Below are 15,108 nucleotides of genomic sequence, written 5' to 3' on the forward strand. Positions count from 1 at the left end.
AGTCATACATGACCAAGACCGTTATCACCAGCGACAACGCCCCGGCCGCCATCGGCACTTACTCCCAGGCGATCAAGGCCGGCAACACCGTTTACATGTCGGGTCAGATTCCGCTGGACCCAAAAACCATGGAACTGGTTGAAGGCTTCGAAGCCCAGACCGTCCAGGTGTTCGAGAACCTCAAAGCCGTGGCCGAAGCGGCCGGCGGTTCGTTCAAGGACATCGTCAAACTGAACATCTTCCTCACCGACCTGAGTCACTTCGCCAAGGTCAACGAGATCATGGGCAAGTACTTCGACCAGCCATACCCGGCCCGCGCCGCCATTGGCGTTGCCGCCCTGCCAAAGGGTTCGCAGGTTGAAATGGATGCCATTCTGGTCATCGAGTGATGCGCACGGCGCGGCCTTCAACCGCCGCGCCGACTGCTGCAAGAAAAGGTTTTGAAAGGATTCCACCATGCGCAAAGCGCTAGCTCTCCCGCTGCTCGCCATTTTCCTCGGCGGCTGCGCCAGCAACCCTGCCGACCGTGATATCAGCGGCACCTGGATCAACCAGGTGGCGATTGATGCTGCAGCCAAGGGCGGCCCCCTGCGCGAAGCGCTTCAGGCTTACGGCCCGAACCTTGAGTGGGACGTCAACACCAAGGCCGGTCAGGCCCGCTACACCAACGGTTTTGAGAACGTCGAAGGACGGCTGCTGGGTGAAAAATCCGGCGCCTGGAAAGTCGACTTCTATGGCAGCTCCGCCAGTGAGCTGAAACGCGACGGCGGGCAGCTGCAGCAAGCCGCCAGCGATAACGAACCGGAGCAGGTTTTCGACCGTGCACAGATTCCGGTGCCGGAAGGTGCACCGATCGGTGCCAGTTTCGAACGCGCACTGTATTCCGCCTACATGGGCGGCAACTGGACAATCGCCAGCGGTCAGGGCGAAGGCGGCACTGTGCAGTTCCAGGCTGATGGCCAGGTCTCCGGGCTGCCGGGGGCTGATCGTTATGCCCTGTGTCTGGCGGGTGACTGCGCGTCGATGAGCAGCACCAACGACAACATGTGGTTGCAGCTCAACGGTCAGGGCAATGCCTACATCTTTGCGCGCAAGGGCAAGGAACTGGAAATATTCCAGGCTGTGAACACGGCACTGGCAGACGAAATGCCGCAATACACGCCGGGCGAGCGCAAGTGGTTGCTGGAGAAGCAGTAACCCGGACCACAATCCGCTGAGATCCCCTGTAGGAGTGAGCCTGCTCGCGATAGCGGTGTAACAGTCAGCATAAGTGTTGAATGTTAGACCGCTATCGCGAGCAGGCTCACTCCTACATTTGTTTTTGGGGTGTCAGGAAGTCAGCATTTACCTTCGAGGATCGCAGCGTAACCTTCGCGATAGCTTGGGTACTCAGGCGTCCAGCCCAGCGCCTTCACCCGCGCATTGCTGCAGCGTTTGCTGCCGGTACGGCGAACGCTGGCGTCGTCGGCCCATTCGGTAACGCCCAGATACTCGCGCAACCAGCCCACGACCTCAGCTAAAGGTGCCGGTGCATCGTCGACACCGATGTAGATCTTCTCCAATTGCACGCCCTGCCGTGACTTTTCCAGCAGAAACGCCAACAGTCCCGCCGCGTCATCGGCGTGAATGCGATTGCCATACAGCGGCGGCTCGACGGCTACGCGATAACCGCGACGCACCTGAGTCAGCAGCCATTCCCGACCCGGGCCATAGATCCCGGTCAGGCGCAGGATGCTCGCAGGAATGCCACTGTTCAGCGCAACCTGCTCCGCTTCGAGCATCAGCCGCCCGGAATAACCGGCAGCGATCGTCTCGGATGCTTCGTCAACCCACTCACCCTCCTGCTGGCCATAAACACTGCTACTGGACACGAAGATCAGTTGCTCAGGCACCTGACCATAGTCATCCAGCCAGCTCAGCACATTCTGCAAACCCTGCACATAAGCCGCACGATAACCGGCCTCATCGTGATCAGTAGCCGCGGCGCAATACACCAGATAGTCCACTGCCCCCACCGGCCAGGTGGCCGGGCAGTCTTCGTTGAACAGGTCGCCGGCAACGCCGATCACCCCAGCAGGCAGCTTCGAAACATCCCGGCGCAGGCCATGAACTTCCCAGCCAGCCGCCAGCAATTGCTTGGCCAGACGACTGCCGACATCACCACAACCGGCAATCAAAACAGAAGGCGCGGACATCAAAAAACTCCTATCGCAAAGGCACAGACTAGCGCTGGCAAAGGACGAACGGCTAGCAATGCAGGAAAAAAAGATACTCTATTACTTTTGTTAACAAGAATTACTTGCAATAATGCACGCCACTTTTGTTCTCGGCCTTACGAGGCCTGGTAGAGCATCACCGTTTTTCTATCTCAGGTCCGGCCAGCATGACACGTAATCAAACCTCCGCTTCGCCAACCAATCGACCTCGCGCCTGGAGCGCGGTGGCAGCGCTGCTGCTCAGCCTGATGCTGGCACCGACCGCCGCTTTCGCCGACGCCCAGGCACCTGCAACGCCAGCCGCCACCGAGCAAAGCGCACCAGCCGCCGCTCCGGCTGCCCCGGCCGCTACCGATCCGGTGCAAACGGTTGACGCTGCCGACGTTCCTGAAGTTCTCGAAGCCGACAACAGCCTGGGCATGGCCCACGACCTGTCGCCGTGGGGCATGTACCAGAACGCCGACATCATCGTGAAAATCGTCATGATCGGTCTGGCCATCGCTTCCATCATCACCTGGACCATCTGGATCGCCAAAGGCTTCGAGCTGATGGGCGCCAAGCGTCGTCTGCGTGGCGAAATTGCCGCCCTGAAGAAAGCCACCACCCTCAAAGAAGCCAGCGCCACCGCCGGCAAGGAAGGCACCCTCGCCAACCTGCTGGTGCACGACGCGCTCGAAGAAATGCGCCTGTCGGTCAACAGCCGCGAGAAAGAAGGCATCAAGGAACGCGTCAGCTTCCGTCTCGAGCGCCTGGTTGCCGCCTGCGGTCGCAACATGAGCAGCGGCACCGGCGTTCTCGCCACTATCGGTTCCACCGCGCCGTTCGTGGGCCTGTTCGGTACCGTATGGGGCATCATGAACTCCTTCATCGGCATCGCCAAAACCCAGACCACCAACCTTGCTGTTGTCGCGCCCGGTATTGCTGAAGCACTGCTGGCCACCGCACTGGGTCTGGTTGCCGCGATTCCAGCCGTGGTGATCTACAACGTCTTCGCCCGCTCCATCGCCGGTTACAAGGCGCAGGTCTCCGACGCCTCGGCAGAAGTGCTGCTGCTGGTCAGCCGTGACCTTGATCACCAGCCTGAGCGCAGCTCGCAGCCGCACATGGTCAAAGTGGGGTAATCGGCCATGGGCCTGCATTTGAAAGAAGGCGCAGACGACGATCTGGCCGAGAACCACGAAATCAACGTCACGCCGTTCATCGACGTGATGCTGGTGCTGTTGATCATCTTCATGGTGGCCGCTCCATTGGCCACCGTGGACATCAAAGTCGACCTGCCTGCCTCGACCGCCAAACCGGCACCGCGGCCAGAGAAACCGGTGTTCCTCAGCGTCAAGGCTGACCAGCGCCTGTACATCGGCGACGATGAAGTCAAAGCCGAAACCCTTGGCGCCGTTCTCGACGCCAAGACCCAGGGCAAGAAAGACACCACCATCTTCTTCCAGGCCGATAAAGGCGTGGATTACGGCGACCTGATGAGCGTGATGGACAAACTGCGCTCCGCCGGTTACCTGAAGGTCGGTCTGGTCGGACTTGAGACGGCAGCCAAGAAATGATCACGACGCGCCATAAGCTGACGCGTTACAGCGGTAGCCTGGCCGTGGTGCTGGGCGTTCATGCGCTGGCCATCGCGCTGGCGCTGAACTGGACCGCCCGCCCGCCCATCGAATTGCCGCCGCAGGCAATGATGGTCGAGCTGGCGCCGGTTCCGGCCCCGCCACCGCCTGCTCCGCCGAAAGTCGTCACACCGCCGCAGCCACCGGCTCCGGTTGAAGAGTTGCCGATTCCGAAGCTGGCCGAAGCACCGAAAGCGGAAATCGCGGTGCAGAAACCCAAGCCGAAGCCCAAGCCCAAACCGCCGAAGCCGGTCGAGAAGAAGCTGCCTGATCCACCGAAGGAAAAACCTTCCGAGGAGAAGCCGGCCGATACACCGCCGACCCCGGCACCGACGGAGAAATCCGCTGCACCGGCGCCCGGCCCGTCGCCGGCACAGTTGGCAGCCAAGGCCAGTTGGCAAGGCACTCTGCTTGCGCATTTGGCCAAGTACAAGAAGTACCCGCAAAGTGCACAGGCGCGGGGCAAGGAAGGCTTGAACCGTCTGCGCTTCGTGGTCGATGCCGAAGGTAATGTGCTGTCGTTCGAACTGGTGGGCCGCTCGGGCAACGCCGATCTGGACCGGGCTACCCTGGAAATGATCCGTCGTGCGCAGCCGCTGCCCAAGCCACCGGCCGACATGCTCAACAACGGCTCGATCGAAATTGTTGCGCCGTTTGTTTACTCCCTCGAACGCCGCCGTTAAGTAGCAAGATCAAAAGATCGCAGCCTTCGGCAGCTCCTACAGGGAAATGCATTCCAATGTAGGAGCTGCCGAAGGCTGCGATCTTTTGCTTTATGCCGTAGTCGCATTGAGCGCTCAGTCTGATAACGTGCGTCTATCGATTGCAGCCGGTATGCTTGGCCCGCATCTTCATGGACGCTTGCTATGACCCTCACAGAATTACGCTACATCGTTACCCTCGCCCAAGAGCAGCATTTCGGCCACGCCGCCGAACGTTGCCACGTCAGCCAGCCGACCCTGTCGGTGGGCGTGAAGAAACTTGAAGACGAACTCGGTGTGCTGATTTTCGAGCGCAGCAAAAGCGCCGTGCGCCTGACCCCGGTCGGCGAAGGCATCGTCGCCCAGGCGCAGAAAGTCCTTGAGCAGGCGCAAGGCATCCGCGAACTGGCCCAGGCCGGCAAGAACCAGCTGACCGCGCCGCTGAAAGTCGGCGCGATCTACACCGTCGGCCCATACCTGTTCCCGCACCTGATTCCGCAACTGCACCGGGTCGCCCCGCAGATGCCGTTGTACATCGAAGAAAACTTCACCCACGTGCTGCGCGACAAACTGCGCAACGGCGAGCTCGACGCGATCATCATCGCCCTGCCGTTCAACGAAGCCGACGTGCTGACCCTACCGCTCTACGACGAGCCGTTCTACGTCTTGATGCCGGCCCAGCACCCGTGGACACAGAAAGAAACCATCGACGCCGGCCTGCTCAACGACAAGAGCCTGCTGCTGCTCGGTGAAGGCCACTGCTTCCGCGATCAAGTGCTGGAAGCCTGCCCGACCCTGACCAAGGGCAACGACGGCGCCAAGCACACTACGGTCGAATCCAGCTCGCTGGAAACCATTCGGCACATGGTCGCCTCCGGTCTGGGCATCTCGATCCTGCCGTTGTCGGCGGTCGACAGCCATCACTACGCCCCCGGCGTGATCGAAGTGCGTCCGCTGTCGCCGCCGGTGCCGTTCCGCACCGTGGCCATTGCCTGGCGCGCGAGCTTCCCACGGCCGAAAGCCATCGAGATCCTCGCCGACTCCATTCGCCTGTGTTCGGTGGCCAAGCCAGCGGCACCGGTTACAGCCGGTTAAGCGAGCGTCATGACGGAGCTGTCGCAAGTGTCGGTGACGGCACTCAAGGGTGTCGGCGAAGCCATGGCCGAGAAATTGGCCAAGGTCGGCCTGGAGAATCTGCAAGACGTGCTGTTTCACCTGCCGCTGCGTTATCAGGATCGCACCCGCGTGGTGCCGATCGGCGCGCTGCGGCCGGGGCAAGACGCCGTGGTCGAAGGCACCGTCAGCGGCGCCGACGTGGTCATGGGCCGCCGGCGCAGCCTCGTTGTGCGTTTGCAGGACGGCACCGGCGGCCTCAGTCTGCGCTTCTACCATTTCAGCAACGCGCAGAAAGAAGGCCTCAAGCGCGGCACCCGCGTTCGCTGCTACGGCGAAGCCCGGCCCGGTGCGTCAGGACTGGAAATCTACCACCCGGAATACCGCGCCATTACCGGCGACGAACCGCCGCCCGTGGATGAAACCCTGACCCCGGTCTACCCGCTCACCGAAGGCCTGACCCAAGCGCGTCTGCGCCAGTTGTGTCTGCAGACGCTGACAATGCTTAAGCCAGACACCCTGCCCGACTGGCTGCCCACCGAACTGGCCCGCGACTATCAACTCGCGCCGCTGGCCGATGCGATCCGCTACCTGCACAACCCGCCCGCCGATGCCGACGTCGACGAACTCGCCCTCGGTCATCACTGGGCCCAGCATCGTCTGGCCTTCGAAGAACTGCTGACCCATCAACTGTCGCAACAGCGTCTGCGCGAAAGCATGCGTTCGCTGCGCGCGCCAGCGATGCCGAAAGCGAAAAAACTGCCGCCGAAGTATCTGGCCAACCTCGGCTTCAACCCGACCGGCGCACAACAGCGTGTCGGCAACGAAATCGCCTACGACCTCAGCCAGCACGAACCGATGCTGCGACTGATTCAGGGGGACGTCGGCGCGGGTAAAACCGTGGTCGCGGCTCTCGCTGCATTACAGGCGCTGGAGGCCGGTTACCAAGTCGCACTGATGGCGCCGACCGAGATTCTCGCCGAACAGCATTTCATCACCTTCAAGCGCTGGCTCGAACCGCTGGGCATCGAAGTCGCGTGGCTGGCCGGCAAGCTCAAGGGCAAGAACCGCGTCGCCGCGCTGGAACAGATCGCCAGCGGCGCGCCGATGGTGGTCGGCACCCACGCGCTGTTCCAGGACGAAGTGCAGTTCAAGAATCTGGCCCTGGTGATCATCGACGAACAGCACCGCTTTGGCGTGCAGCAGCGTCTGGCGTTGCGGCAGAAAGGCGTCGGCGGGCGCATGTGCCCGCATCAACTGATCATGACCGCCACACCGATTCCACGGACATTGGCGATGAGTGCCTACGCCGACCTCGACACTTCGATCCTCGACGAACTGCCGCCGGGTCGAACCCCGGTCAACACCGTGCTGGTCACCGATACGCGCCGCGTCGAAGTCATCGAACGGGTGCGCAGCGCCTGCGCCGAGGGCCGTCAGGCCTATTGGGTGTGCACGCTGATTGAAGAATCGGAAGAGCTGACCTGTCAGGCCGCCGAAACCACGTTTGAAGACCTCACTCTGGCCCTCGGCGAGCTGAAAGTCGGGCTGATTCACGGGCGTATGAAACCCGTCGAGAAGGCCGCCGTCATGGCCGAATTCAAGGCTGGCAACCTGCAACTGCTGGTCGCGACCACGGTGATCGAAGTCGGCGTCGACGTGCCCAACGCCAGTCTGATGATCATCGAAAACCCCGAGCGTCTTGGCCTCGCACAACTGCACCAATTGCGCGGCCGCGTTGGCCGGGGCAGCGCCGCCAGCCATTGCGTGCTGCTCTACCATCCGCCGCTGTCGCAGATCGGTCGCCAGCGCCTGGGCATCATGCGCGAGACCAACGACGGCTTCGTCATCGCCGAAAAAGACCTCGAACTGCGCGGCCCCGGGGAAATGCTCGGCACTCGCCAGACCGGCCTGCTGCAATTCAAGGTCGCCGACCTGATGCGCGACGCCGACCTGCTGCCTGCCGTCCGCGACGCCGCGCAAGCGCTGCTGGAACGCTGGCCGACCCACGTCAGCCCATTGCTCGACCGCTGGCTGCGCCATGGGCAGCAATACGGCCAAGTGTGAGCACCGTCGCAGTTTCTGAAGGATCGTTCCGACAGAGCTGGTTATACTCCTGCCATTGTTTCAAAAACGGATACAGACCATGACCGAAGCTGCTCTCGCCCCCGAATCTCCGCACGCTCCGTCTGTTATTCGGCTGCTGCTCAACAAGCTGGGCGTTGCCTACGAAGAAGTGCTCGATCACCACGGCCTCAATGCCTCGCGCAAGGTACAAGCCGTGTTGCTCGACGACGCCGTCGGCGCGTTGATGGTGCTGTTTCCACAGAGCCAGCTGCTGGATCTCAATCGCCTCGCCGAACTCACGGGCCGGCGCCTGACCGCCGTGTCCACCGAGCGCCTGGAAAAGATGCTCGGCAAACACAGCCTGAGCCTGCTGCCGGGCCTGCCAGCGCTGACCAGCTCGCCGTGCCTCTACGAAGAAAGCCTGCTGCGTGAACCGAAGTTGCTGATCAACTCCGGCGAGCCGGGTCTGCTGCTGGAAATCGCCAGCGAAGACTTCAAAACCATGCTGACCAAGGCCAGCGCCGCCAATTTCGGCGAAGCCCTGAGCAGCATCCGCCCGAACCTTGATCGCCCGGACGATGACCGCGAGGAAATCACCCAGGCCGTGCAAGCGTTCACCGCACGGCGCATCCAGCAGCGTCTGGAAGCGACCATCGAGATTCCGCCGCTGGCCGAAACCGCGCAAAAAATCATCAAGTTGCGTGTTGACCCCAACGCCACCATCGATGACATCACCGGCGTGGTTGAAACCGACCCGGCGCTGGCCGCGCAAGTGGTGAGCTGGGCAGCGTCGCCGTACTACGCCTCGCCAGGCAAGATTCGTTCGGTGGAAGACGCCATCGTCCGCGTGCTCGGTTTCGATCTGGTGATCAACCTCGCGCTGGGCCTGGCCCTCGGCAAGACCCTGAGCCTGCCCAAAGACCACCCGCAACACACCACGCCGTACTGGCAGCAGTCGATCTACACCGCCGCCGTCATCGAAGGCCTGACCCGCGCCATGCCGCGCGCCCAGCGTCCGGAAGCTGGCCTGACGTATCTGGCCGGTCTGCTGCACAACTTCGGTTACCTGTTGCTGGCCCACGTGTTCCCGCCGCACTTCTCGCTGATCTGCCGCCACCTGGAGGTCAACCCGCACCTGTGCCACAGCTACATCGAGCAACACCTGCTCGGTATCAGCCGCGAACAGATCGGCTCGTGGCTGATGCGCTACTGGGACATGCCGGACGAACTGGCCACCGCTCTGCGCTTCCAGCACGACCCAAGCTACGACGGCGCCTACGCCGAATACCCGAACCTCGTGTGTTTGGCCGTGCGCCTGCTGCGTAGTCGCGGGATTGGCTCCGGGCCGGATGAAGACATACCGGATGCGTTGCTGGAGCGCGTGGGGTTGACTCGCGACAAAGCCAACGACGTCGTCAGCAAAGTGCTTGAGGCCGAAGTCCTGCTGCGCGAACTGGCTTCGCAGTTCAGTCAGGGCTGAAAGCAAAACGGGCAAGCGACCTCCAGTTGGAGCGACGCTTGCCCGCGATGTACCCAACGCCCCGGCTTAATCCGACTTGTTAAGGTAACGGATCACCCAGCCTTTTTCGTACCCGAAGTCGGTGAAATACACTCCGCCCACCACGATGCGGCCATCATCCATTACGGCCATGCCGTGTGGATATTCGAAACCCGCGCTTTCATTGAAAACGGTAAATCCCGTACCAAAGAAAGAAGGATCCGGAGAACCATCGGCCAGAAAGCGTGCGGTGACCGCGCTGAGACTCTCATCAAGCGCGCCAGTGCCACTGCTACCGCAAACGATGACTGAACCGTCCGCACGCGGCACGCAATGCAACCATCTGACGCCTTGAGAGACAGGCGAAGATATTAGCGGTTGACCACCATTGAACACCCGATTGTAGGAGCCGCTGAGATTGAGCACCGCAATCAAGCCATGAGAAACGCCCTCCACCGCCGCACCGCCGGCCACAACGATTTTGTCATCGACTACTGCCGCAACGTCCAGACTGATCCATTCATCGTGGGGCACATACACCGCTCCTTTGCTTCCAAATCCCGTGTCAACCTTGCCCGTGGCATCGAAACGAGTCACGTAGGCGCCAGGCTTACTCACCGCGAAATAATTACCGCAGATCACCACGGCGCCGTCAGCCTGGGTCGCGACCGCTTGCGCAACGATGTCCGAAGGCGAAATCTCTGCAAGCTCTATGAACGCAATGCCAGTGCCGTTGAAGGTCTTATCGGGTGAGCCATCCGGCTCGAACCTCAGAACGATACCTTTTGCCCTTCCGGCAGCATCTGCAATGGTACTGACTACGACGATTTTTTCGTCCAGTTGCTGAGCAGCCATCCCTGCTGCGCCAGCCCTTGCGGCATCGCTGGCAGACTCGTGCACCACCTCGGTATATGCGCCTCCTCCCATCTTATCGTAGGGAAGATAAAGCACACCTTGTTCCCCGAAAGACGTTTGCAGTTGCCCGTCCTCGCGCTGCCTGACCAGCACCAGGCCCGTCGAGTTAGTCGCGCCCTCTTCCGAGTACTGAGCACCAACCAGCCAACCGCCATCGCTCAGCGGTGTAAACCCGAGGATCCGGCTCATGTAAAAAATTTCTTTCAGCCTGATCTCGACATAGCCGGAGTCTTCTCCACCGAAAGCCGAGTCGAGAGCACCGTTTTCAAGCAGGCGAACGATCCGCGTAGGCGCACCGGGCGTTGAAAGGCGAACGGCGACCAGCAATTTGTTTTGCGGCAGCGCCAGCAGCGCCCTGACGTCATATCCCGAGAATCCCGGGAATGGAAATCTGAGGATGCCGGCGTCGCCAAAAGTCGGATCGTTATTCAAAAGTGACGTGCCCGCCAGATAGCGCACGAAACGCCCTGGGACTTTGGGAAGATCAGAATGGACGGATAGTTCGATGCACACCACGATCCGGCTGTCCCCCATGACGGCCACACCTCGCGCAAAGGCTGCCCCTGCGCTGTCTTCAAACAGCGCATGCCCCGTACCGTTGAAAGCCGTATCCGGTTTTCCATTAGCAAGAAAACGCGCCGTCACCATGGCTGATTCACCGTGACCGACAACAACGATCGAACCACCCACCTGCGAGGCATGCGTCCACGCCAACCCTTTCAGTAACGGCGAAAACAGCGGCTTGCCGCCATTGAACACAAGGTTTGCCGCGCCGCTGGTCGTGAACGCAGCGATCAACCCACCTTCAAGGCCACTACGCAAGGCTCGGCCCGCGACGATAATCCTGCCATCGCCTTCACGTACCGAAATCGATTGCATAAAACTCTCGCCTTCGTCGTCGGGAATCAACACGGCCACGCCGCCGTTGAACTGACTGTCCAGTGCGCCATTTGTGTCCAGACGCGCCAGAAAAACTCCACGGCCTCCCGATTCGTCCTGGTATGCACCGCAGACCAGCACCTTGCCATCGGCTTGAACGGCGATACCGGAGACGTTATTCGATGTGGCGACATTCACAACCACATAGCCCGAACCGTTGAATGATCGATCGAGGGAGCCATCCGTTTGCAGACGTATCACAACCCCCACTGGCAATGGCGCATCAGCAAAAAACACGAAATGGAGCAGGACGATTTTGCCGCCCACCTTCAGGGCCGTTGACCGTAATGAAGCGTGCGCAATCTGAGAAGATCTGCCGGTCGGGCGACTGGTCTTGCGCGGCACGCTAGCGGGGTCGGGGTTGCCATAATGGGAGATGAACCGCACGCCGTTGGTGCCGAACGTTTCGTTCAGTTCACCGGTCTTTTTCAGGCGGACCAGTGCGAGACCAACGTCATCGGAGGTAGTCGAGAAATACTGAAGGCGTATCAGCCAACCATCATCCTCGAGCGCATCGAGACCGGAGACATAGCTGATCCGAGCCCCTTCCAGCGCTATTTCAACGAAACCTCTGCGCGCCGGACCGAAGGTCTCGTCCAGCGAACCGTCGTCATTCAGCCTCGCAATGGCAACCGGGGCATTCGCTCCCGTTAAGGGTATCGCCACGAGAAATTTTGAATCGGGGAGCGCCAAGACCGCCGCCGCTTCGTCGCCCGCGATGCCGGGTATCGGTAACGTCAACACGCCATTGCGAGCAAATGTCGGATCGAGTGACCTAGGGGTCGAAATACTGTGTGTCTGCGTCATGAGCTTGTTCCATCAAGTTGGTGAGTCCCTTAACGCTGGAACTGGAACTTGAGTAGAGCATCGCCATGACGCACAAAACACCTGATAGAAATGACAGTCCGGCTGTCTTTACGAGCCGCAATGATGGCCTTACAAGACAAGCGCACCGTTATTCAGTGCGCGCGCATGGATCTGTTCAAGCCAGCACCTTCTTAAGCCTTAGCCTTAGCCTTTCTTGGCTTCAAATACTTCATCAACCCCTGAAACCACATCACCAGCGCCGGATTGCCCTTGAGCTGGATCGACTTGTCCTGAATCCCCTGCATAAACGCCAACTGCTTGTTCTTCGCCTGCATCGTCGCGAAGCCATAACCGGCATCTTTAAACGCAATCGCAAACGCCGGCTCTGCCACCACGCCAGACTTGCTGGTGATGCGCTGATCCTTGACCACGAAATGCCGCGCCACTTTCCCATCCAGCGTCTGCAACTGAAACACCAAATCCTTGTCACCCAACTGCTGCTGGAACGCAGGATTTGTCCGGCTGGCCTTACCCATCAACAAACCCATCATCCACAGAAGAAAACGAAATTTCATGCGCACAGCCTCAAAAGGAAAATGAACGGCCGGGGCAGTTTAAGGGATTCGGACGATAACGCCAGTATCTGACTCTATTGGAAGAGGATGCAGACCATTTCCCGCACGATGACCGCCAAGTCACGATTCAGCGCTCGCCCACTGATCGTTCCCCCGCTCCGCGTGGGAATGCATCCCGAGACGCTCTGCGTCTCACCACTCACCTTTCCTACACCTGTTGAAACACATCCCTGTAGGAGCCGGCGAAGCCTGCGATCTTTTGATCTTCCGGCCCGCGAATCTATGGGAAATTTCCTGCAAAGTGCGGGGCTGTGCGTGAACTAGGCGAGTTGGCTGGCTATCGATAGGCTCTGTGTGTCGCCGCAAAATCGGTGACTCGGACGTGCAAGTCCGGTTCAGGTGCACAATCGTTAGTGGCGTTTCGCCGAGCGTTTTCCTATGCTCCCGGATCGTTATGGCGGCTGTGCGTCGGAGACCTTCGGGTCTGCCGGGTTCCTGAACCGGTCTTGCACACCAACGCACAGCTGCCACCTATTCGAAGTGCAAAGCGAATTGGTGTCGGCCTCATAACTTCAGGAAGCTGCACCATGATCAAACCAACACCCAATCCCCCAGAAAACCCAGACGTTTCGCCCTACGAAACCCTGGAATCAAAGAAATTCCACGAAGCCGCCGAGCGCGCCCTCGACCACCATTTCAAACCAGCCGTCGAACCACATCCCAAACGCGAGAACGGCCTCTTCAAACTCTCCCCCGGCACCGACGCCGAAGCCCTCATGGCCAACGCCTCCGAAGACCTCCTGTCCATCAGCGTCATCGCCTGCGACCTCGCCGACGACCTCCACGGCTCCCGCCGCTCGGTAGCCCTTGCCCTGAGCAGAATGGCGGACGGGGTGAGATTGATGGTGGAAGGGACGCTCGACCAGATTGAAGTGCGAAGCGTGGCGGCCAAGCCGTAGCGAAGTTTGTGGATGAAAAAAGGGGACGTTAAGTCCCCTTTCTGAATATTCCCTGCTTCACCACTGGCAACCTGTTTCAGGTTTCGAATCCACGTTGTAATCGTTTTCAAACGAATACTTCTTTGCGGATTTGTAATTCGTATACGACATCGCATCAACCCGGCCACCCTGAGTGACCATCTGATACTCACCTGTCAGTGCGCCATCAACTACTTCAACCCAAGTGGTCGTGTACTGGTAGGGCCGGCCATACACGAGTTCTTCTTGTTCAGTACTGCGATGAACCAGCCCAATAGCCTTTTTTGACTTGCTGTACTTGACACCAGCACCGCTCCATTTGGCGACAGAGTCGTAATAGGTTCGGAATTCAAAATTTATGGGTTTGCCTTCGTAGGAGCGGAAGCAAAAAACCTCGGTCGTGACCTCGCTATGCGCCGCCAGAGGAACGAAAACGAGCAACGCGGAAAACAATGCAGACGAAAATTTCAAACCGAACATTCCTTTAGCGGTTCATGGGTAATAAAAACATGCTTTCAGCAACTCACCGAGCGCTGGTCACGCCTCGGGCGCCACAGCGCTGCGCTCAACCACCCTCGCCGGGATCTTCGAAGCCTTCCCCGCTTCCGACATACGCGATGCGTATTGCTTGTACGCCGGCACCGCTCGCTCTTTATCGTTCATAGCCCAATAGCTATCTGCGAGATTCAGGTAAGCCACCGCCCGCTCTGGGTTGTGTGCAATTACCGCATTCAACAGTTCAATAGACTCTACGTAGTAACCCGCTTCGCCGAGTAGAAAACCAAGGTCGTTGGACCAGCCAGGATGCTGTCGGAAGTAGTACTTTCCGGTGATATAACTCTCCGGAGAGCACGTGCCATGTGAATCATCGCCCATCAGTGCCTCACTCATCACTCTTTTGAAAGAGCTGCTGTCACCCTTCCGATACGCCGCCAGCGCCGTATCCAGCAGGTCCGCCGAATAGACAGTCATGAGTTTTTTATAACCGCCCTGAGGTCCGCTAATGTTCGCAGCCCGCAGCTTTTGAAGAGCCTCGAACCCATCGAAGGACGCCAGAGTGACAGAGCCCAATGTCCGCACCGGCAACTCCGCCACGCTGATGAGCGAGCGATCGCAATACTCGTTGTTAACCAACTGCAATATTTGCTTTAGCTCAAACTGCCTTGAACTTCTATTGAAAGCGAACAACAGGTTGAAGTTGTAAACCGCGTTATCTTCTTCGCTGGTTACCAGCGCGATGTAATCCCCTGCCTCAACGAACGGCTGCTTGACCACAGCTTCCTCAGCCTGCGGATCAATGACAGTCATGACGCCAGGGCGACCTTTGAGTACATGGACGCTGAATACACCCTGAAGCGCAGACGAGTACTGACTCTTGATCAGAGGCAGCGCCTTCGACGTATCGAGCAAGATGTCCTCATCACGCGCTTGTTCCGGCGCAATCAACAATCGGTTAGAAACTTCGTCCGCATCACCCGCCAGCACAAACACCTTTTGCCGTGATGCATCACCCAGCAAGCTAGCCGGAATTTCGTTGAGGACTTGGGGCGCAGCAAGCGCGGGAGAACCCGGTACAGCGACACAACAAGTTAGAGCGCAGAGAACGCTCTGCAATACGCGTTTCACTTTCTTCAATCCTTGATTCAATCAAATGATGTCCAAATACGTCCCAATTGAGCCCCGA

At 59.5% G+C, this 15,108-nt stretch carries 14 protein-coding genes; 9 read left to right on the forward strand and 5 right to left on the reverse strand.

All coding sequences use genetic code 11. The features are described 5' to 3' along the window. Nucleotides 1-8 precede the first annotated feature (8 nt). Nucleotides 9-389 carry a RidA family protein gene (locus tag ACZZ0A_RS24800; RefSeq protein ID WP_157710627.1) on the forward strand — a complete coding sequence of 127 codons (381 nt, stop codon included), beginning with the start codon at nt 9-11 and terminating at the stop codon, nt 387-389. A gap of 67 nt (nt 390-456) precedes the next feature. Beyond that, a complete protein-coding gene (locus ACZZ0A_RS24805; protein ID WP_007920337.1) occupies nt 457-1,197 on the forward strand; it encodes a putative periplasmic lipoprotein in 741 nt (246 codons plus the stop codon). 140 nt (nt 1,198-1,337) lie between these two features. Here the strand turns inward: ACZZ0A_RS24805 and ACZZ0A_RS24810 are convergent, their stop codons facing one another. Then, nucleotides 1,338-2,195, reverse strand: coding sequence for an SDR family oxidoreductase (locus ACZZ0A_RS24810; RefSeq protein ID WP_007920336.1), 858 nt, complete (start codon nt 2,193-2,195; stop codon nt 1,338-1,340). A gap of 188 nt (nt 2,196-2,383) precedes the next feature. Here ACZZ0A_RS24810 and exbB point away from each other — a divergent pair, with 188 nt between their 5' ends. The 6 genes from exbB (at nt 2,384) to ACZZ0A_RS24840 (ending at nt 9,193) form a co-directional block, all read left to right on the forward strand. After that, nucleotides 2,384-3,337, forward strand: a complete 954-nt coding sequence (exbB, locus tag ACZZ0A_RS24815) for a tonB-system energizer ExbB (RefSeq protein ID WP_007920335.1) — start codon at nt 2,384-2,386, stop codon at nt 3,335-3,337. Between the two features lie 6 nt (nt 3,338-3,343). After that, on the forward strand, nt 3,344-3,772 hold the full coding sequence (gene exbD, locus ACZZ0A_RS24820) for a TonB system transport protein ExbD (protein ID WP_007920333.1): 429 nt from the start codon (nt 3,344-3,346) through the stop codon (nt 3,770-3,772). Beyond that, complete coding sequence (locus ACZZ0A_RS24825) at nt 3,769-4,515, forward strand: energy transducer TonB family protein (protein ID WP_007920332.1); 747 nt, start codon at nt 3,769-3,771, stop codon at nt 4,513-4,515. Before exbD ends, ACZZ0A_RS24825 begins: the two co-directional genes overlap by 4 nt. 183 nt (nt 4,516-4,698) lie before the next feature. Then, nucleotides 4,699-5,628: a hydrogen peroxide-inducible genes activator gene (locus ACZZ0A_RS24830; protein ID WP_007920331.1), complete on the forward strand. Its 930-nt coding sequence runs from the start codon at nt 4,699-4,701 to the stop codon at nt 5,626-5,628. A gap of 9 nt (nt 5,629-5,637) precedes the next feature. After that, complete coding sequence (gene recG / locus ACZZ0A_RS24835) at nt 5,638-7,713, forward strand: ATP-dependent DNA helicase RecG (RefSeq protein ID WP_463543846.1); 2,076 nt, start codon at nt 5,638-5,640, stop codon at nt 7,711-7,713. 79 nt (nt 7,714-7,792) lie between these two features. Continuing rightward, complete coding sequence (locus ACZZ0A_RS24840) at nt 7,793-9,193, forward strand: aminoacyl-tRNA deacylase and HDOD domain-containing protein (RefSeq protein ID WP_007920329.1); 1,401 nt, start codon at nt 7,793-7,795, stop codon at nt 9,191-9,193. A gap of 66 nt (nt 9,194-9,259) precedes the next feature. Here ACZZ0A_RS24840 and ACZZ0A_RS24845 read toward each other — a convergent pair whose 3' ends face one another. Together ACZZ0A_RS24845 and ACZZ0A_RS24850 are read right to left on the reverse strand one after the other, a co-directional pair. After that, nucleotides 9,260-11,872, reverse strand: coding sequence for a hypothetical protein (locus ACZZ0A_RS24845; protein ID WP_463543847.1), 2,613 nt, complete (start codon nt 11,870-11,872; stop codon nt 9,260-9,262). A 191-nt stretch (nt 11,873-12,063) separates the two neighbouring features. Continuing rightward, nucleotides 12,064-12,447, reverse strand: a complete 384-nt coding sequence (locus ACZZ0A_RS24850; RefSeq protein WP_007920327.1) for a hypothetical protein — start codon at nt 12,445-12,447, stop codon at nt 12,064-12,066. 587 nt (nt 12,448-13,034) lie between these two features. Between ACZZ0A_RS24850 and ACZZ0A_RS24855 the strand changes: the two genes are divergently transcribed. After that, nucleotides 13,035-13,406: a DUF6124 family protein gene (locus tag ACZZ0A_RS24855; protein WP_034152070.1), complete on the forward strand. Its 372-nt coding sequence runs from the start codon at nt 13,035-13,037 to the stop codon at nt 13,404-13,406. A 57-nt stretch (nt 13,407-13,463) separates the two neighbouring features. Here the strand turns inward: ACZZ0A_RS24855 and ACZZ0A_RS24860 are convergent, their stop codons facing one another. Together ACZZ0A_RS24860 and ACZZ0A_RS24865 are read right to left on the reverse strand one after the other, a co-directional pair. After that, a complete protein-coding gene (locus tag ACZZ0A_RS24860; protein ID WP_163004676.1) occupies nt 13,464-13,904 on the reverse strand; it encodes a hypothetical protein in 441 nt (146 codons plus the stop codon). Nucleotides 13,905-13,961: 57 nt separating this feature from the next. Continuing rightward, a complete protein-coding gene (locus ACZZ0A_RS24865) occupies nt 13,962-15,050 on the reverse strand; it encodes a tetratricopeptide repeat protein (protein ID WP_463543848.1) in 1,089 nt (362 codons plus the stop codon). Nucleotides 15,051-15,108: the final 58 nt, after the last annotated feature.

It is taken from the genome of Pseudomonas sp. AC242 (assembly GCF_979258655.1).

What these genes read in the sequence shown, in the direction of transcription:
- ACZZ0A_RS24805 (WP_007920337.1), top strand. Translation starts at nt 457, where the DNA reads ATGCGCAAAGCGCTAGCTCTCCCGCTGCTCGCCATTTTCCTCGGCGGC.
- exbB (WP_007920335.1), top strand. Translation starts at nt 2,384, where the DNA reads ATGACACGTAATCAAACCTCCGCTTCGCCAACCAATCGACCTCGCGCC.
- ACZZ0A_RS24825 (WP_007920332.1), top strand. Translation starts at nt 3,769, where the DNA reads ATGATCACGACGCGCCATAAGCTGACGCGTTACAGCGGTAGCCTGGCC.
- ACZZ0A_RS24840 (WP_007920329.1), top strand. Translation starts at nt 7,793, where the DNA reads ATGACCGAAGCTGCTCTCGCCCCCGAATCTCCGCACGCTCCGTCTGTT.
- ACZZ0A_RS24860 (WP_163004676.1), bottom strand. Translation starts at nt 13,904, where the DNA reads ATGTTCGGTTTGAAATTTTCGTCTGCATTGTTTTCCGCGTTGCTCGTT.
- recG (WP_463543846.1), top strand. Translation starts at nt 5,638, where the DNA reads ATGACGGAGCTGTCGCAAGTGTCGGTGACGGCACTCAAGGGTGTCGGC.
- ACZZ0A_RS24845 (WP_463543847.1), bottom strand. Translation starts at nt 11,872, where the DNA reads ATGACGCAGACACACAGTATTTCGACCCCTAGGTCACTCGATCCGACA.
- ACZZ0A_RS24855 (WP_034152070.1), top strand. Translation starts at nt 13,035, where the DNA reads ATGATCAAACCAACACCCAATCCCCCAGAAAACCCAGACGTTTCGCCC.
- exbD (WP_007920333.1), top strand. Translation starts at nt 3,344, where the DNA reads ATGGGCCTGCATTTGAAAGAAGGCGCAGACGACGATCTGGCCGAGAAC.
- ACZZ0A_RS24810 (WP_007920336.1), bottom strand. Translation starts at nt 2,195, where the DNA reads ATGTCCGCGCCTTCTGTTTTGATTGCCGGTTGTGGTGATGTCGGCAGT.
- ACZZ0A_RS24830 (WP_007920331.1), top strand. Translation starts at nt 4,699, where the DNA reads ATGACCCTCACAGAATTACGCTACATCGTTACCCTCGCCCAAGAGCAG.
- ACZZ0A_RS24850 (WP_007920327.1), bottom strand. Translation starts at nt 12,447, where the DNA reads ATGAAATTTCGTTTTCTTCTGTGGATGATGGGTTTGTTGATGGGTAAG.
- ACZZ0A_RS24800 (WP_157710627.1), top strand. Translation starts at nt 9, where the DNA reads ATGACCAAGACCGTTATCACCAGCGACAACGCCCCGGCCGCCATCGGC.